This is a genomic window from Rhizobium sp. P1_E1 (assembly GCF_056406015.1).
Genome location: NZ_JBFUAY010000001.1, coordinates 139,712 through 155,324 on the forward strand (window position 1 = coordinate 139,712; position 15,613 = coordinate 155,324).

At 61.7% G+C, this 15,613-nt stretch carries 18 protein-coding genes and 1 pseudogene; 11 read left to right on the forward strand and 8 right to left on the reverse strand.

Annotated features, from left to right (window positions below; all coding sequences use genetic code 11):
• The first annotated feature begins 186 nt into the window (after positions 1 to 186).
• On the forward strand, positions 187 to 1,083 hold the full coding sequence (locus tag AC1D1Z_RS00705; RefSeq protein WP_131605455.1) for a LysR family transcriptional regulator: 897 nt from the start codon (positions 187 to 189) through the stop codon (positions 1,081 to 1,083).
• Positions 1,084 to 1,162: 79 nt separating this feature from the next.
• Here the strand turns inward: AC1D1Z_RS00705 and AC1D1Z_RS00710 are convergent, their stop codons facing one another.
• A complete protein-coding gene (locus AC1D1Z_RS00710; protein WP_131605454.1) occupies positions 1,163 to 1,693 on the reverse strand; it encodes a dihydrofolate reductase family protein in 531 nt (176 codons plus the stop codon).
• 188 nt (positions 1,694 to 1,881) lie between these two features.
• Complete coding sequence (locus AC1D1Z_RS00715; RefSeq protein ID WP_131605453.1) at positions 1,882 to 2,763, reverse strand: AraC family transcriptional regulator; 882 nt, start codon at positions 2,761 to 2,763, stop codon at positions 1,882 to 1,884.
• A gap of 285 nt (positions 2,764 to 3,048) precedes the next feature.
• Between AC1D1Z_RS00715 and AC1D1Z_RS00720 the strand changes: the two genes are divergently transcribed.
• A complete protein-coding gene (locus AC1D1Z_RS00720; RefSeq protein ID WP_128408414.1) occupies positions 3,049 to 3,540 on the forward strand; it encodes a GNAT family N-acetyltransferase in 492 nt (163 codons plus the stop codon).
• A gap of 104 nt (positions 3,541 to 3,644) precedes the next feature.
• On the opposite strand, the gene AC1D1Z_RS00725 is transcribed toward AC1D1Z_RS00720, so the two are convergent.
• The 3 genes and pseudogenes from AC1D1Z_RS00725 to AC1D1Z_RS00735 form a co-directional block, all read right to left on the reverse strand.
• Positions 3,645 to 4,190 carry a YbhB/YbcL family Raf kinase inhibitor-like protein gene (locus tag AC1D1Z_RS00725; protein ID WP_112905752.1) on the reverse strand — a complete coding sequence of 182 codons (546 nt, stop codon included), beginning with the start codon at positions 4,188 to 4,190 and terminating at the stop codon, positions 3,645 to 3,647.
• Positions 4,191 to 4,228: 38 nt separating this feature from the next.
• Positions 4,229 to 5,083, reverse strand: a complete 855-nt coding sequence (locus AC1D1Z_RS00730; protein ID WP_131605452.1) for a helix-turn-helix domain-containing protein — start codon at positions 5,081 to 5,083, stop codon at positions 4,229 to 4,231.
• A gap of 185 nt (positions 5,084 to 5,268) precedes the next feature.
• Positions 5,269 to 6,239: pseudogene (locus AC1D1Z_RS00735) on the reverse strand (LysR family transcriptional regulator).
• A 78-nt stretch (positions 6,240 to 6,317) separates the two neighbouring features.
• Here AC1D1Z_RS00735 and AC1D1Z_RS00740 point away from each other — a divergent pair.
• Complete coding sequence (locus tag AC1D1Z_RS00740; protein ID WP_131605450.1) at positions 6,318 to 6,842, forward strand: hypothetical protein; 525 nt, start codon at positions 6,318 to 6,320, stop codon at positions 6,840 to 6,842.
• Between the two features lie 46 nt (positions 6,843 to 6,888).
• Here the strand turns inward: AC1D1Z_RS00740 and AC1D1Z_RS00745 are convergent, their stop codons facing one another.
• The gene (locus AC1D1Z_RS00745; protein WP_131605449.1) at positions 6,889 to 7,785 is read right to left on the reverse strand and encodes a LysR family transcriptional regulator; all 897 of its coding nucleotides are present in this window, start codon (positions 7,783 to 7,785) and stop codon (positions 6,889 to 6,891) included.
• 128 nt (positions 7,786 to 7,913) lie between these two features.
• Here AC1D1Z_RS00745 and AC1D1Z_RS00750 point away from each other — a divergent pair, with 128 nt between their 5' ends.
• The 3 genes from AC1D1Z_RS00750 to AC1D1Z_RS00760 are packed head-to-tail and all read left to right on the forward strand — an operon-like array spanning position 7,914 to position 9,985.
• Positions 7,914 to 8,282, forward strand: a complete 369-nt coding sequence (locus AC1D1Z_RS00750; protein ID WP_131605448.1) for an Atu4866 domain-containing protein — start codon at positions 7,914 to 7,916, stop codon at positions 8,280 to 8,282.
• Positions 8,283 to 8,340: 58 nt separating this feature from the next.
• Positions 8,341 to 9,192: an oxidoreductase gene (locus tag AC1D1Z_RS00755; RefSeq protein WP_018447909.1), complete on the forward strand. Its 852-nt coding sequence runs from the start codon at positions 8,341 to 8,343 to the stop codon at positions 9,190 to 9,192.
• A gap of 58 nt (positions 9,193 to 9,250) precedes the next feature.
• The gene (locus AC1D1Z_RS00760) at positions 9,251 to 9,985 is read left to right on the forward strand and encodes an SDR family oxidoreductase (protein ID WP_026230906.1); all 735 of its coding nucleotides are present in this window, start codon (positions 9,251 to 9,253) and stop codon (positions 9,983 to 9,985) included.
• Positions 9,986 to 10,046: 61 nt separating this feature from the next.
• Here the strand turns inward: AC1D1Z_RS00760 and AC1D1Z_RS00765 are convergent, their stop codons facing one another.
• Positions 10,047 to 10,610: a methylated-DNA--[protein]-cysteine S-methyltransferase gene (locus AC1D1Z_RS00765; protein ID WP_477849170.1), complete on the reverse strand. Its 564-nt coding sequence runs from the start codon at positions 10,608 to 10,610 to the stop codon at positions 10,047 to 10,049.
• A gap of 244 nt (positions 10,611 to 10,854) precedes the next feature.
• Between AC1D1Z_RS00765 and AC1D1Z_RS00770 the strand changes: the two genes are divergently transcribed.
• The 3 genes from AC1D1Z_RS00770 (at position 10,855) to ybaK (ending at position 12,892) form a co-directional block, all read left to right on the forward strand.
• Positions 10,855 to 11,916, forward strand: a complete 1,062-nt coding sequence (locus AC1D1Z_RS00770) for a succinylglutamate desuccinylase/aspartoacylase family protein (RefSeq protein ID WP_131605446.1) — start codon at positions 10,855 to 10,857, stop codon at positions 11,914 to 11,916.
• A 119-nt stretch (positions 11,917 to 12,035) separates the two neighbouring features.
• The gene (locus AC1D1Z_RS00775; RefSeq protein WP_026230908.1) at positions 12,036 to 12,386 is read left to right on the forward strand and encodes an ArsC family reductase; all 351 of its coding nucleotides are present in this window, start codon (positions 12,036 to 12,038) and stop codon (positions 12,384 to 12,386) included.
• A 32-nt stretch (positions 12,387 to 12,418) separates the two neighbouring features.
• Positions 12,419 to 12,892, forward strand: a complete 474-nt coding sequence (gene ybaK, locus AC1D1Z_RS00780; protein ID WP_018447914.1) for a Cys-tRNA(Pro) deacylase — start codon at positions 12,419 to 12,421, stop codon at positions 12,890 to 12,892.
• A gap of 55 nt (positions 12,893 to 12,947) precedes the next feature.
• On the opposite strand, the gene AC1D1Z_RS00785 is transcribed toward ybaK, so the two are convergent.
• Complete coding sequence (locus tag AC1D1Z_RS00785) at positions 12,948 to 13,391, reverse strand: MarR family winged helix-turn-helix transcriptional regulator (protein ID WP_131605445.1); 444 nt, start codon at positions 13,389 to 13,391, stop codon at positions 12,948 to 12,950.
• A gap of 82 nt (positions 13,392 to 13,473) precedes the next feature.
• On the opposite strand from AC1D1Z_RS00785, the gene AC1D1Z_RS00790 reads away from it, so the two are divergent.
• Together AC1D1Z_RS00790 and AC1D1Z_RS00795 are read left to right on the forward strand one after the other, a co-directional pair.
• A complete protein-coding gene (locus tag AC1D1Z_RS00790) occupies positions 13,474 to 14,157 on the forward strand; it encodes a glutathione S-transferase family protein (RefSeq protein ID WP_131605444.1) in 684 nt (227 codons plus the stop codon).
• Positions 14,158 to 14,283: 126 nt separating this feature from the next.
• Positions 14,284 to 15,537, forward strand: coding sequence for an aminopeptidase (locus AC1D1Z_RS00795; RefSeq protein WP_477849174.1), 1,254 nt, complete (start codon positions 14,284 to 14,286; stop codon positions 15,535 to 15,537).
• The last annotated feature ends 76 nt before the right edge of the window (positions 15,538 to 15,613 follow it).

Consider the following 15,613-nt stretch of genomic DNA (forward strand, 5'->3'; position numbering starts at 1 on the left):
GAAGCGCGCACATCGGTGGTGCAAAATCGATCCGCCTGGACGTCTGGCGCCAGCCGCGACGATCGGTGTCTGTCGTTCGGAATTGAGCCGCGCTCGTCGACATAAGCTATGATGACAGCCCGTACTGCTGTACGACGCGTTGGATACGGGCTTTGGAAGGCGCACCGCGCGGTGCTGGATTGCACCATGATCGACTGGGATGACATTCGCTACTTTCTTGCCGTGGCGCGCGGAGGCTCAGTGCGGGCTGCCGCCGAGGGCCTCGGGATGTATCATTCGACCGTGCTGCGACGCATCGCTCAGCTCGAGGAACGCCTCGGGGCGCAGATGTTCGAAAAGCTGCCTTCGGGCTACCGCCTGACGGCTGCGGGCGAGGAGGTCCTCGAGCTCGCGAACCAGATGGAAGCGTCGTCGCACCAGCTGGAGACGCGCGTCTTCGGTCGCGACCAGAGCGTGCGCGGGCTTCTGCGGGTGACGTTGGCTCCAACCCTTGCGACACATCTGCTCATGCCGGATCTCGCCGATTTCGCGCTTCTGCATCCCGATATCGAGATGGAAATCATCTCGTCCGGCGAGCTGGCAAATCTGACCAACCGAGAGGCCGACGTGGCGATCCGCGTCGTTTACGACCGCAAAACCCTGCCGCTCAATCTTCACGGCCTGAAGGGACCGGAGCTCTTCAGCGGCGTCTACATGTCTCGCGATCGACTGGCCGCATGGCGTGCGGGCGCGTTGGATCCCATCCGGTGGATCGTCATAAGCATTCATGGAATTCCGGATTGGGTCCGCGAGGGTGATGTTCGCACCACAGGGGTTCCGTTCAGGACCACGGACGGCGAGGCGCAGATCGTCGCAGTACGGCAAGGGCTCGGGATGACGACACTGCCGTGCTTCGTCGGAGATGCCGACCCCCTATTGGTGAGGGTGCCGGGCACCGACCTGCACATGCATGGAACGCTCTGGCTTCTGACGCAGGGGGAGACACGCAAGACGAAGCGCGTCCGGCTCTTCACGGAGTTCGTATCCCGCAGGCTCGCCGCGTATGCTCCGCTTCTCGCGGGGCTGTCCATATCGCCCGACTGACGCCCGGCAGGTCGCCGGCGACGCCTGCCGTAATCCGGTCGGAAGCCAAGCTGCGATTTTCATCTGGCGAGTCGCCCGATCAGGCCGGAACGTAGGTCAACCTGATCACATCCTCGCCAATCCGGTCATGAGCCATCAGGCGGAGCGGCGGCCGGGGTCCGGCGAAATATGGCTTGCCGTGACCGAGCACGACGGGGTGCAGGTAGATTCGATACTCGTCGATCAGGCCAAGTTCGGTGAGGCTTTGCGCCAAATTGGGGCCGGCAACTTCGATCTCCCCGTCGCGTTCCGCCTTCAGCTTGCGGATCGCGGCCTCAAGATCTTCCCCAACAAGCCTGGCGTTGGGACCGACCGACGTCAACGAGCGCGAGACGACCCATTTCGGCTGGTTCCGCCACGCTGCCGCGAAGGCCTGTCGCTCTGCGTCCCATTCAGGATGTTCGTCGTCCCAATAACGCATGACCTCATACATCCGGCGACCATACACACTGCCCGCCTGCCGCTGAGCCTCCTCGATGAAGTGGCGGAAGAGTGTGGGGCTTGGCCCAAACGCCATATGATCGACGTAGCCGTCCAGGGACTGGTTCATTCCGAACACAAGCTTAGCCATACTCACTTCCTTTCCTTAAACAGCATATCCGCATGTCTGATTGCATTATGCAATCGGTTGTAAGTTAGCTCAACTGGTTTTATATCGCAATTGGTTTTTGAAGTGCGCATAAATCCGCAACCTGATGTGGTGGACAACAGCCTGTCCGCTTCCGGCGATCAGAATGGACAGGCCGCCGCCAGAGGGCGCTATTTCAGCGGCAGGAACAGTTCCGCCACCGCCTCATGCTCCGGCACCTCGGGGAAGAAGCTCAGCCGCTGGCAATAGATCGGGAAATCGCGTGCTTCCTCGCCGCTGGCCGGAAGCCAGTCGCGATAAAGGTAGAGCGCGGCGGGCTCCAGATTGTCGGTGTTGCCGACGACACGCAGCACCGCGCAGCGTCCGCCAGGGATCTCGCCGGCTTTGATCTCTTTGCCGTTCGCCTCAATCGGTTGATCGGTCCCGACACAAAGGTCCACGCTATAATCGGCAGGCGACTGAGGACGCCGCTCGGAACGCCAGACATTGAAGGTCGGACTTGTCTTGGGATGCAAGCCAGCGGCCTTGCGCCAGGCGATGAACCGCTGGATGGTGGCGCCGAGCATCGCCGGGTCGCCCCGGTGTTCCATAATCGCCACCGGCGTGGTGGGCACATTGCGAATGTTCACGTCGTCAGTGGTAAAAGTCTTCTGCATGAGCTTGCTCCTTGCGTTGTCGAGAGGCCCGAAGGCGGCAAGCCACGGCTCCCAGTCAGGAGACTTCCGGAACGACGAAGGCGACTGCCCGAACCGTTGCCGAAAGGCGCGGGCGAAGGCATCCGGTGCGTCGTAACCGGCATCCATCGCTATGTCAGTGACGCGTTCTTCGTCCCTGTAAGCCAGCCGGTATGAAGCGCGCTTCATGCGGGCAAGCCTGATATAGCGATGCACTGATAATCCGAAGGTCGCCGTAAACTGCCGGTGGAAATGAAACTTCGAGAAAGCCGCGACACCGCTCAGAAGGTCAAGATCGAGATCGTCATCGAGGTGCCGGTCGACATAATCCAGCACTCGCTGCATCCGCTCATGATAATTCCGAAGCGCTGCGGTCATTCGCCTTGGTCTCCGTGGCAGCTCAAACTAGATTCCTCCGGCAACCAGCGCCCGACCGATCTTGCGGTTTGGCATGGATCAGCCGGTGCCGCCCGATCGGAGCGTCTTGCGATCCTCGCCCGGCACTGTTTTCGCTTTTCCATCTTAGAGGAGAATGCCTTTGTTTGCCGTCGTAACGATCCAGAACTCACCGGCTGCGGCGGTAAGGATGATGGCGCTCGGCATCGTGACCGAGAGCTAATCCTCCATTCTATCGCTCGGCCTTAGCGCGCCCAATGCTGGCGCATGTCTAGTGTCGAGAAGACTATGATTATCGAACTAACGTCTCATGATTTTGAAGCGCTGCTGAAGGGCATCGCGCCACGTCATCTGCGCCTTGTCCAAGACAGCACCATTGCGCCTCCTGAAGTACTGGAGATGTTGAACCGCCTCGCGACTGACATAGGCGCTGAATTCTCGCCGTCGGCCTGGATGATCGTGGAGGATGGCGAGATCGTCGGCCTCTGCTCCATCGTTCGAGTTCCACAAGATGGAAACATCCATATCGGCTATGGGATTGCGCCTTCGCGCCAGGGCCGTGGATGCACCGCGCGGGCCATAGGCCAGTTGCTGGAGTGGGGGCGGAGCGACCCTCGCGTGGCTCTGATCTCCGCAGAGACCGGGGTTGCGAACATTGCGTCACAGCGTGTCCTTGAACGCAATGGATTCATTCGCGCCGGCGAGCGTATCGATGCCGAAGACGGTCCATTGATTTGCTGGGAAGCAATGACGGTCTAAGGTTGCGGACCGAATAAGCCCGCACGGGAGACGGCCGGCCGAGGTTCTATTACCTCGGCCGGACTTTTGTCATGGACAGATGACGACTTCGATCACGGCCTGCTTCAGCGGCCGTAGGTGACCTCGACGGAGGCCTTGTCGAGCGTATTTGCCCTGACATAGAAGCCAACCATGGCGCCCGGCGCAGTATCAGGAAGCGGAAGCTTGTCGACCGAAAGCGCATAGACGGTGAACTGGTAATGGTGCGGCGCATCGCCGGCCGGCGGGCATGCGCCGCCATAGCCGGATGTACCAAAATCGGTGTGACCTTCGACAGTGCCTGCGGGAAGCTTTTTGTCACCGCTGGCGCCGGTGGCGATCTCCGAGGCATTTGCGGGAATGTTGAACACCGACCAATGCCACCAGCCCGAGCCGGTCGGAGCATCCGGATCGTAAGCCATGATGGCGAAGCTCTTGGTCGCCTCGGGAGCACCCGACCAGGTCAGTTCCGGCGAGATGTTCTTGCCGGCGCAGCCGAAGCTGTTGAAGACCTGTGCATCGGCCATGGCCTTGCCGGCGGTCAAATCCTTCGAGGTGAGCTTCATTTCGGCCTGTGCGGCCGTCGCGCCAAAGACGGATGTGGCGAGAAGTACTGCTGTGATAAAACGCATTCTGTTTTCCTGCGGTTGATAATGCAGGAAAACTATCGTCACCGAGCAAGTGCATCTGCCCCGCTATGCTCAACTTCTGCCCCGATCCGCTCAAAACGCTCAGAGCCGCCCCGCACATGGCGTGGATTGACGCCAAACCGCTCTTTGAACCGCGCCGCGAATTGCGACGGGGAATCGTAACCGACCTCAAGCGCGACCTGCGCCATCGGCAGGGTTGTGGTTTGAATGAGACCCAAGGCGCGATTCATCCTTGTATCGCTCAAGATCTCACTGAAGCCGGTATTCTCGGCGGCCAGCTTACGCCTCAGCGTCGCTTCGCTCATGTTGAACGCGCGCGCCGCTTGCCCCAGCGTCCAATCAAAGGCCGTATCACTTTCGATCATCTGCCGCAGCCGGTCCTCGAGCCGAGGGCTTTGGCATTGGCCTAACACCGCTCCGCAGAGCGCAAACCAGGTGATCAGCTCCATCAAACGAGCCTTGGCAATGGCGCCGGGAAGCCTCGTCAGATTGCCGGGCTGACAGCAATAGTCAAACAATGCCGCTGCTTCCTCTGGCAGCTGCGAAGTGCCTGCCGGGACAGGCCTCGATGGAACGGCAATCGACCCCATCCTGGTATAGGCTTCCTCGAAGAGCTGTCGCGGAACAGGAAGCGCCAGGGTCTGATAGTTCTGCGGCGCCTTGGGAATATTCTCCATCGTCAACGGTCGATAGTCGGGCAGCAAGCCGTAGGCGCCCGCCTCGAGGCGCAAAGCCTTGTCATCTGCCATGACGATCTTCGTTCCCGATTGCACCTGTATCAACAGGGGGCGCGTATTGACGAGACGAAAAAAACAGGCCCGCCCGCCCTGGCGGATCAAGGCCCTGGTCGGAATGGGAAAGACCTCGTCGAGCATATGTTCTCCGACAACAGGATGGATGATCGTGGGGCTCGGGCTACCAGGCCGTGAGACTGGAGCCATGATCGGTAGACTTGCCACCACCGATCCCTTGAGGATCGGGAATAGCAAAACCGCGTGTGATGGGCAATCTTGAGCGTCATTCAGGTGTTCGAACTCAATGGAATTCCGCGCGTCCCACCTCAGCGCATTTTCGTGGCTGGTGTTTGCTTGTCATCGATGTGAATTCGGGTTTTGTCGGCAGCGTCGGCCCGGCTTTTCACGTGATCGATGAAGGCCCGCAGCTTTGGCATCACCTGATGACGGCTGGGATAGTAGAGGAACACACCCGGCGCCATCGGTGCGAACGCCTCCAGGACGCGGACGAGTTTTCCCGCCCTCACTGGTCCGGCGGCGATTGGCTCCGGCACTTGCGCAAGCCCCATATCTTCGACGGCGGCTCCCAGCATGGTGGGAAAGTCGTGGGCGATCAGCGGCCCGGAGACAACAGCCTCGATCGGCTTTTTGCTGCTGACAAACGACCACGGCGCGATTGAGCCGTTCGAGCGGCGCATGCGGATGCAGGCATGTTGACGCAGCTCGTCGATACGCTCGGGCCGCCCTCTCCGGTGCAGATATTCGGGGCTGCCGACGACCACCAGCGGGAAAGACGGCGTCAGCCGGACCGCGACCATGTCGACTGCGATGAACTGGCCGAGCCGGATACCGGCGTCAAATCCTTCGGCCGCGATATCGACCAGTTCCTCATTCGCGGCGACCTCCACCTCGATCTCGGGAAAGGCCTGGCAGAAGGATGCAATCAGTGGCTCCAACAGATCAGCACCACTGACGGCGGCACGGTGAGCCGCAACAGTCCAGCCGGTCTCTGGCCGAGCTCACGCGCAACCGCGCTTGCGGCGACCAGTTCCTCGAAAGCGGGCTTTGCGCGCGCGAGGAACCGCTCGCCGGCTTCAGTCAGACCGACACTGCGCGTCGTGCGGATGAAGAGTACTGCGCCGACACGCTCCTCAAGAGCGCGTACGGCCTGGCTGACTGCCGAGGGGGTCACCCCGAGTTCCGCGGCTGCTCTGCGAAAACTACGGTGATGGGCAACGCTCAGAAACGCCTCAACGCCGTCGAGCGCGCCTTGCCTGACTGTGAAGTTCTGCTTCATACCGCATCGATATTATCGCCAATAGTCGATCGCGGGAAGCGGCCGTACATCTGGACCCCACAAATCAGGAGTGCCCCGATGTCGACGGATTCCATCTTTCAAACCCATCTCGTGCTCGGCTATGTCGCGTGGCTGCTTTGCTTCGGCGCGTATATTCTGCCCTGGCTCAAATCGATGGACAGGGTGAAGGCGCACCGCGCCATCGCCACTCTGCACAGCTTCCGCTTCTTCGGGCTCATCTTCATTCTGCCCGGCGTCGTCGGTCCCAACCTGCCCGCCAGCTTCGCCACCTTCGCTGCCTATGGCGACCTCGCGGCCGGGCTGCTCGCCATGTTGGCGCTCGTCACGATCCGCATGCGTCCGGTCTTCTGGCTGTTCGTCGTCGCCTTCAATCTCGTGGGAATGGGCGACCTCGTGCTCGACTACTATCACGCGATCCAGGCCGGCCTGCCGGCGCGGGCGGAGGAATTGGGCGCCGCATACGCGATCCCGATCATTTACGTGCCCTTGCTGATGATCACCCACGTCTTCGCATTCTATTTGCTTCTGCGTCCTCAGTCTAAGGCAACCCAGGCGCTCGCCGGCGAGGCGGCAGTATCTTAACCTCCGCCATCTCAGGCGTTGCACCTTGCGATCGAAGATCGCAACTCTAGTGCCCGTCAAATCTGCGGACATAATCGACCAATGCGCGCAGCTTCAGCGGCTGTCTCTGGCGCCTGGGGTAGTAGAGATAGAAGCCCGGGAATGGCGGGCAGAAATCCTCCAGCAGCGGCACGAGCTCCCCGCGTTCGATATAGGATTGGAAGGTTTCCGCCATGCCGAAGGTGATGCCTGCTCCCGCGCAGGCCATGCGGATCATCATTCCCATGTCGTTGGTCGTGACGACGGGATCGACGGAGACGTCGAAGTCGCGATTGTTCTCGGTGAACTCCCAGCGATAAGGCGCCGTATCCGGGCGTGGCCGCCATCCGATGCAGGCATGATCCTGCAGGTCGCGGGGATGGCGGGGATGGCCGCGGCGCTCAAGATAGCTGCGGGATGCGACCGCGCATTGTCGCTGCTCTTCGGAGACTGAAATCGCGATCATGTCCTGCTCGATCACTTCGCCCAGCCGGACACCGGCGTCGAAACCGGCCTCGACGATATCGAATTCGTCATCGGTGATGGTGATATCGAGTTTGATGTCGGGGCAAGCTTCCATGAAACCGGCCAGTAACGTGCCGGACAGGAAGTTCTCGGCGATCGAGGAAACGGTGATCCGCAGCAGGCCGCTCGGGCGCGCCTGCATTTCTCGCACCGTCTGCATTGCATCCTTGACCTGCCGGACCGATGGACGAACCGCGTCGAAGAACACTTCGCCGGCTTCGGTCAGGCTGACGCTGCGCGTCGTGCGCTGGACCAGGGCTACGCCAACCCGATCCTCCAGGCGCTGCAGGGCCTGGCTGACGGCGGAGCGGGTGACGCCAAGCCGCTCGCCAGCAAGGCGGAAGTTCCGCGCCTCGGCCACCGCAAGAAAAACTGAAATGCCTTCGAGATCATCGACCATTGGTTAGTATTTCTAACCAAGGCATCCTCGATTGGCAACTTAATCGCCGCGGATGGGCACGCTATCTTTCAAGTCGAGATCAGCGCCAAGACCCACGCATCGGCAGATCTTCTTCGAAAGGCAAGGCAATGCGAAGGATTTTCAGCCCGGTTCTGCAGTTTTTCACGGCGGTCACCCTGGCTGGCACGGCGACCAGTTCGTCCGCCACCCATGCCGTGAACGACCGAGATCAGCAGCAACAAACAAGCGAGAACAGAATGCAGCAACACCCCTATGTCGGCATGTGGGTTACGGATGATGGCCGCGTCCGCCACGAACTTTTGCCGAATGGCCGTTACGACGAAGCCCGCGGAAACCGGGAAAGCGCCTATCGCGGCCGCTACGAAGTCATCGGAAGGCACATCGAATACTGGGATGACACGGGCTTTACGGCCGACGGCGATTTCGTCGACGGCAATACCCTCCATCATGGCGGCATGGTGCTTCGCCGCAAGTGACGTGCCGCCTGAAAGGCAACATCACCAAGGATAAGGCCGGGTTTGCCGGCCGGAAAGGATGACGATCATGTCTTCCCCAACACCCATCTGGTTCATCACCGGCGCATCGTCCGGCCTCGGCCGGGCACTCGCCGAAGCGGTCCTCGCCCGTGGCTGGCGCGCCGCCATGACGGCGCGCAGACCCGAGACCCTGGCAGATCTCACGGCAGAGCACGGTGACCGCGCGCTTGCCCTTGCACTCGATGTGACGGACAGCAACTCCATCGCCGGCGCGGTTCATGACGCGGAAACGCATTTCGGCGTGATCGACGTCCTCGTCAACAATGCCGGCTACGGCTACCTCTCGGCGATCGAAGAGGGCGACGATGCCGAGATACGCGCTCAGTTCGAAACCAATGTGTTCGGTTTGATCGCTGTCACCAAGCAAGTTCTGCCGGGCATGCGCTCACGCCGGCAAGGACATATCTTCAACGTCTCTTCGCTCGGCGGGCTCGTCGCTTTTGCTGCAACCGGCTACTACCACGCCACCAAATTCGCGGTCGAAGGCTTGTCGGAATCCCTTTCGCATGAGGTCAAATCGCTTGGCATCGATGTGACGATCCTCGAACCGGGCGCCTTCCGCACGGATTGGGCCGGCCGGTCGATGGTCGAATCCAGTACGATCATCGACGACTATGCCGAGACATCCGGCAAGCGGCGCCAGGTCACCCGCTCGGTCTCCGGCAACCAGCCGGGCGATCCGGTGCGAGCCGCGACAGCAATCATATCAGCGTTCGAGGCGGACGAGCCGCCGCTGCGCCTACTGCTCGGTGCACCTGCCCTGAAGATCGCCCGCGAACGGCTCGATGCGCTGAGCGCAAATTTCGAAGCCTGGGCGGAGACGACGCTCAGCGCCGATTTCCCAAGCTAAACCCCAAGAAAACCCTCAGCCGTATCGCCAGGCGAGCGGCGTGCAAATGGAGCTTGAAATGTCTGATATCAAAGGAAAAGTCATTGCCATCACCGGAGCCAGCAGCGGTATCGGAGAGGCTGCGGCAAAGGTGCTGGCTGCCGCAGGCGCCCATGTCCTGATTGGCGCGCGCCGCACCGAGCGCCTGGAGGAACTCGCCGCCGACATCGCGGCAAAGGGTGGGTCGGTGCGCCTGCAAAAGCTTGACGTCACCGACCGGGCGGATGTGGAAGCCTTCGCAGGCTTTGCCAAGTCCGAATTCGGCCGGCTGGACGTTATCGTCAACAATGCCGGGGTCATGCCGCTCTCGCCGCTAGACGCCCTCAAGGTCGACGAGTGGGACCGGATGGTCGACGTCAATATCAAAGGCGTTCTCTACGGCATCGCGGCGGCCCTTCCGATCATGAAGGCGCAGGGATCGGGGCAGATCATCAACCTGTCTTCGATCGGCGGCCACAGCGTCTCTCCGACCGCCGCGGTCTATTGCGCGACGAAATTCGCAGTGCGGGCGATCTCGGACGGGCTGCGGCAGGAAACCGATCGCATCCGGGTGACCGTCATCTCCCCCGGCACGACGACATCGGAACTGGCCGAGACGATCACCGATCCGACGGCGCGGGATGCCATGAAGGCGTTCAGGGCGATCACGATCAGCCCCGAGGCCATCGCCAATTCGATCCTCTACGCCGTCAGCCAGCCTGATGATGTCGATGTCAGCGAGATCATCATCCGGCCGACAGCCAGCCCGCATTGATCCGCCGAGATTTTGCCAAAGCAATTCCAGCAAAAGTCTAGAGCGGTTTTGCTGAACTGCTCTAGAAACCCAGCGACTGCTGGGCAGGCGGCGGCGGCGCAAGGTTGACGCCTTCGAGTTCCAGCATGCGGGCTTTCGAGGACGAACCGCCGGGAGCGGAGAAGCCGCCGATCTTGCCGCCGGCGGCCAGCACCCGGTGGCAGGGGATGATCAAAGCGACCGGGTTCTTCGCCATCGCCTGACCGACGTCGCGGGCGGCTTCCGGCCCGACGCCGAGCTCCTTCGCCAGCGCGCCGTAAGTGGTCGTGCGGCCCCAGCCGACACGCCGTGCCGCCGCATAAATATCCCGGAAGAAGGCATCCTGGCCGGCAAGATCGAGTTCGACGCCGGAAAAATCCGTCTCCTCGCCCTGGAAGTAGCGCTTCACCGCAGCGACCGTCTCGAGCACAGCAGGCGTCGGTGCGCCGGATTCGGCATCCGGCAGGCGGCGCAACAGCAGCCGTTCGGTCGCTTCCGCTGATTTGGTCGGCAGCTGGAAACGGGTGATGCCGGCATCGCTCCAGGCGATGCCGCAGAAACCGCCCGCGGTTTCGAAGATGAGATAGTGKTGCATTGTCTCAGCCATGACAAAGGCTCCGCGTTTGCGATGACCCACAAAATCGTATGAGACGGCCGCTGTTTCAACCCGTTTCTTGCGCGCGCCGGGCTTCCCGGAAAGATCGCGATGCTGGAATGTCGGTCGAACGTCCACTTCAGCCGCTTCTCTCCGACCGCAAGGCCGTGCCGCTGATGCGCTTGGCCACGGCTTGCGCTTGCCTAGCTTCTGCGCATAAAGCTCGTTCAGGTGTTGCACGGGGAGCGAAATCAGCATGGACGTTTCGGAGATCATCATCCCTGGAGATACGCCGGGAACGGAGTGGCGGTTGCCGGTGCTGCGCTTTACGGGCGGAGATCCGAAGGCGCCGAAGACCTATATCCAGGCGGCCCTGCATGCCGGCGAGCTGCCGGGAACAGTGCTCTTGCATTTCCTCTGCGAGAGGCTGCGGCAGGCGGAAAGCAAGGGCGAGATCGCCGGCGATATCACCATCGTGCCGCAGGCCAATCCGATCGGTGCGGCGCAATCGCATTTCGGCGATTTGCAGGGCCGTTTCGACTTGGGCTCGCGCACCAATTTCAACCGGGATTTCCCATTGATCTCCGTTGCGGATCGCGCGGCGCTGATCGAAGACCTCGATGATTACCCGGCTACCGACAGGTTGAAGCGGCAGCTGCTGCACATGGCGCTCGGGGCCGATCTCGTGCTCGACCTGCATTGCGACGACGAATCCCTGCAATATGCCTATATCGACGGGGCCTTCTGGCCGGAGGCGGCCGATCTCGCCGCTTCACTCGACATGGAGGCCGTGTTGCTTTCGGACGGCGAAAGCTCGGCCTTCGAGGAGGCCGTCGGCTTTGCATGGAAATATGAAGTTCCCGGCGAGCGCCAATCCCGGCTGCCCGGCAAACTCTCCGTCACTGTCGAGCTGCGCGGCAAGCGCGATGTCGATCCGGTGCTGGCGAAAAAGGATGCCGACGGGCTCTGGCACTTCCTCGCGACACGGGGGATCGTCAGTGACGGGAAGCCAGCGGCAACGCCATTTTCCGGTCCGGCCGTGCCGCTCGATAATGTCGAGATTATTCGCACTCCGGAAGGCGGCGCCGTGCTTTTCCATCGCGATATCGGCGAGAAGATTGCGGAAGGCGACCGCCTAGTGACGATCGTCACCCGGCCGGGACAGCCGGGCGGCAGCATCGAGCTCACCGCGCCGCAAGACGGGCTGATCCTGACCCGAACCTCCGACCGGCTGGCGCGGCGGCGCGGCGACCTGATGAAGATCGCCTGCGACGAACCCAGCAAGGCCTCCCGCAAGGCCGGTACGCTGGAGAATTGAACGAGACCGGTTTTGTCCTGCTGCGATTGTCGACGCGTTCGGGGATAAAACGTCGCACGGCGTTTGCGCCGGCCTTCGTGCATGTTATCTCGCTGGCATCACAGGGAGATCGATCGGGCATGGCCGTCACCATCTATGGCATCAAGAATTGCGACACGATGAAGAAGGCCCGCAGCTGGCTGGAAGAACACAGCGTCGCCTATGATTTTCACGATTACAAGGCGCTGGGTATCGACCGCGCCCATCTCGAAGCCTGGATCGACGAAGCCGGCCTCGACACCGTGCTCAACCGCGCCGGCACCACCTTCCGCAAACTGCCCGATGCCGACCGCGAGAACCTCACCCGGGAGAAAGCAATCCAGCTGATGCTCGACCAGCCGTCGATGATCAAGCGGCCGGTGCTGGAGGCGAAGGGCAAGCTGCTGATCGGCTTCAAGCCGGAGATTTACGCCGGTATGCTCGGAGGCTGACAGGCGGCCTGCTGAGCTCACGAGGGAAAGAGATGTCCAAGACCACGCGCGCGACACAGCTTCTTTCGCAGGCGGGCGTCGCCTTCACCATTCATGCCTATGACTACGACCCCAATGCTGAGCGTGTCGGGCTGCAGGCGGCCGAAGCGCTCGGCGAGGCGCCGCATCGGGTGCTGAAGACGCTGATGGCGGAAGTGGACGGCAAACCGGTCTGCGTCGTCGTGCCGTCGGACCGCGAGGTCAGCATGAAGAAGCTTGCCAGCGCCTTTCACGGCAAATCGGCCAACATGATGAAGCCTGCCGATGCCGAGCGGCTGACGGGCTATCATGTCGGCGGCATCAGCCCGTTCGGCCAGAAGAAGACCGTACCGACGGCGATCGAGGAGGCCGCCCTTGCCGAACCGCTGGTCTATATCAATGGTGGGCAGCGCGGGCTGCAGGTGCGGCTCGATCCGAAGGCTGCGTTGAAGGTGCTGAAAGCGGTCGCCGCGCCGCTGATTGCCTGATCGGAGCATGATGCCGAAAAGTGTAAGCGGTTGCATCATGCTCTTGCTATTGAATCTAGAGGAAGCGGTCGAGCAGGCCGACGATCGTCTTCGCCTCGTTGTCGGCAAGCTTGCAGCCGACATGGGTCTCGATCGATCTGGCATAGACGGTCCACATGCGCTCGCGAAGTTTTCGGCCGGCATCTGACATCACCACCCAACGGCCGCGCCCATCCTCAGCGAAGGCCTCGCGCCGGACCAGCCCCTCTTTTTCCAACCGATCGATCAGCCGCGAAAGATTATACTGCGCCAGCAATGTCCGCTCTTCGATCTCGTAGGGGCGCAGCTTGCCATCTTCCGCGCGCGTCAATTCCCAAAGCACGTCATACCAGGCAAGCGGCGGCATGCCGGCCGCTTTCAGATCGGCTTCGATGGCAGCGAGCACCCGTTCGCGGGCGCGCATGATGCTCGTCCAGGCAGAGGTGACCGCTTCGCTCGGATTCGACGTTTTTTCGGACATAAATGCAATTACATCTATCTTGAATTCCGCCGCAAGCGATACTAGATGCAATTACATCTATCATCGCCGCATGGAGACCGTCATGAGCAAACTTACCCTCGTCAGCCATCATCTCTGCCCCTATGTACAGCGCGCCGCGATCGCGCTTCTCGAAAAGGGCGCGCCCTTCGAGCGCATCAACATCGATCTTGCCAACAAGCCGGACTGGTTCCTGCAGATCTCGCCGCTCGGCAAGGTGCCGCTGCTGCGGATCGAGGAAGAGGATGGCAGCGAGGCGGTGCTGTTCGAAAGCAGCGTCATCTGCGAATATCTGGAGGAAACGCAGCCGGGCGTCGCGCTGCATCCCAAAGACGCGCTGACGCGTGCCCGCCATCGCGGCTGGATGGAATTCGGCTCGTCCGTACTTTCCGATCTCTGGGGTTATGAGACGGCACAGGATGCGGACCCGCTGGAGGCCAAGCGCAAGGCGCTCATCGCCAAATTCGCGACGCTCGAGGGTGTGCTGACCGATCGGCCTTATTTCGCCGGCAACGACTTCAGCCTCGTCGACGCCGTCTTCGCGCCGGTCTTTCGGTATTTCGATCTCTTCGACACGCTCGGCGACAGCGGCATTTTCAAAGGGCTCGAGCGGGTGGCGCGCTGGCGCAAGGCGCTCTCCGAGCGGGCGAGCGTCAGGGCCGCCGTCGGCGCGGACTACCCGCAGCGGCTGATGGAATTCCTCGAAAAGCATAACTCGATCCTGCTCCGGCAAGCTGCCGCCGCCTGAAGCGCGTCCGGCGGCCGGACATATATCCGGCCGCTTGCAATTCGGCGGCAATACGCTTCATTTTCGCCGCAAACGGGTCTAAGTCTTCCAGCCTCCCACCGTCGATGACAGAAGGCAGGTTGAACCATGACTTTCATGCCCCAGAGCCAGAACACCGTTGATCCCGTCAAGCTGGAAAAGCTTGCGGAAGTCGCCATCAAGGTCGGGCTGCAACTGCAGAAAGGTCAGGATCTGGTGATCACCGCGCCTGTCGTGGCGCTGCCGCTGGTTCGCCTGATCACCAAGCACGCCTATCAGGCCGGCGCCGGGCTGGTCTCCGCCTTCTACTCCGACGAGGAGACGACACTGGCGCGCTATCAATATGGCAGCGACGAGAGCTTCGACCGCGCCTCCGGCTGGCTCTACGAGGGCATGGCCAAGGCCTATGCCAACGGGGCGGCCCGCCTCGCGGTCGCCGGCGACAATCCGATGCTGCTATCCGAGCAGGATGCCGGCAAGGTCGGCCGCGCCAATCGCGCCAACTCCACCGCCTATAAGCCGGCGCTGGAAAAAATCTCCAATTTCGACATCAACTGGAACATCGTCTCCTATCCCAACCCGTCCTGGGCCAAGGTGGTCTTCCCCGACGATCCGGAACCGATTGCGATCGCCAAGCTCGCCAAGGCGATCTTTGCCGCCTCGCGCGTCGATGTCAGCGATCCCGTCGCCGCCTGGACCGAACACAATGCCAATCTCGCCAAGCGCTCCGCCCGGCTGAACGGCGAGCGTTTCGCCTCGCTGCATTTCAAGGGACCGGGCACCGACCTGACGGTCGGCCTTGCCGACGGGCATGAATGGCATGGCGGCGCGTCCACCGCCAAGAACGGTATTACCTGCAATCCGAATATCCCGACCGAGGAAGTCTTCACCACGCCGCATGCGCTGCGCGTCGAAGGCCATGTGTCGAGCACCAAGCCGCTTTCCCACCAGGGCACGCTGATCGACAATATCCAGGTGCGTTTCGAGGGCGGGCGCATCGTCGAAGCCAGGGCCTCGCGTGGTGAAGAGGTCTTGAAAAAGGTGCTCGATACCGACGAGGGCGCACGCCGGCTCGGCGAAGTGGCGCTCGTGCCGCATTCCTCGCCGATCTCGGCCAGCGGCATCCTGTTCTACAACACGCTGTTCGACGAAAACGCCTCGTGCCACATCGCGCTCGGCCAGTGCTATTCCAAATGCTTCCTCGATGGCGCGACACTGAGCCAGGAGCAGATCAAGGCGCAGGGCGGTAATTCCAGCCTGATCCATATCGACTGGATGATCGGCTCCGATAAGGTTGATATCGACGGCCTCAAGCCTGATGGCTCGCGGGTTCCGGTGATGCGGCAGGGCGAATGGGCCTGAGCGGCATCATCGTGGGCTGACAGAATGCTGGCGCGGCCAGTCCCGTCCTTCGAGGCCCCTCCGGGGCACCTGAGGA

Coding starts and splice junctions, on each gene's coding strand:
- AC1D1Z_RS00705 (WP_131605455.1), top strand. CDS start 187: ATGATCGACTGGGATGACATTCGCTACTTTCTTGCCGTGGCGCGCGGA.
- AC1D1Z_RS00710 (WP_131605454.1), bottom strand. CDS start 1,693: ATGGCTAAGCTTGTGTTCGGAATGAACCAGTCCCTGGACGGCTACGTC.
- AC1D1Z_RS00715 (WP_131605453.1), bottom strand. CDS start 2,763: ATGACCGCAGCGCTTCGGAATTATCATGAGCGGATGCAGCGAGTGCTG.
- AC1D1Z_RS00720 (WP_128408414.1), top strand. CDS start 3,049: ATGTCTAGTGTCGAGAAGACTATGATTATCGAACTAACGTCTCATGAT.
- AC1D1Z_RS00725 (WP_112905752.1), bottom strand. CDS start 4,190: ATGCGTTTTATCACAGCAGTACTTCTCGCCACATCCGTCTTTGGCGCG.
- AC1D1Z_RS00730 (WP_131605452.1), bottom strand. CDS start 5,083: ATGCTCGACGAGGTCTTTCCCATTCCGACCAGGGCCTTGATCCGCCAG.
- AC1D1Z_RS00740 (WP_131605450.1), top strand. CDS start 6,318: ATGTCGACGGATTCCATCTTTCAAACCCATCTCGTGCTCGGCTATGTC.
- AC1D1Z_RS00745 (WP_131605449.1), bottom strand. CDS start 7,785: ATGGTCGATGATCTCGAAGGCATTTCAGTTTTTCTTGCGGTGGCCGAG.
- AC1D1Z_RS00750 (WP_131605448.1), top strand. CDS start 7,914: ATGCGAAGGATTTTCAGCCCGGTTCTGCAGTTTTTCACGGCGGTCACC.
- AC1D1Z_RS00755 (WP_018447909.1), top strand. CDS start 8,341: ATGACGATCATGTCTTCCCCAACACCCATCTGGTTCATCACCGGCGCA.
- AC1D1Z_RS00760 (WP_026230906.1), top strand. CDS start 9,251: ATGTCTGATATCAAAGGAAAAGTCATTGCCATCACCGGAGCCAGCAGC.
- AC1D1Z_RS00770 (WP_131605446.1), top strand. CDS start 10,855: ATGGACGTTTCGGAGATCATCATCCCTGGAGATACGCCGGGAACGGAG.
- AC1D1Z_RS00775 (WP_026230908.1), top strand. CDS start 12,036: ATGGCCGTCACCATCTATGGCATCAAGAATTGCGACACGATGAAGAAG.
- ybaK (WP_018447914.1), top strand. CDS start 12,419: ATGTCCAAGACCACGCGCGCGACACAGCTTCTTTCGCAGGCGGGCGTC.
- AC1D1Z_RS00785 (WP_131605445.1), bottom strand. CDS start 13,391: ATGTCCGAAAAAACGTCGAATCCGAGCGAAGCGGTCACCTCTGCCTGG.
- AC1D1Z_RS00790 (WP_131605444.1), top strand. CDS start 13,474: ATGAGCAAACTTACCCTCGTCAGCCATCATCTCTGCCCCTATGTACAG.
- AC1D1Z_RS00795 (WP_477849174.1), top strand. CDS start 14,284: ATGACTTTCATGCCCCAGAGCCAGAACACCGTTGATCCCGTCAAGCTG.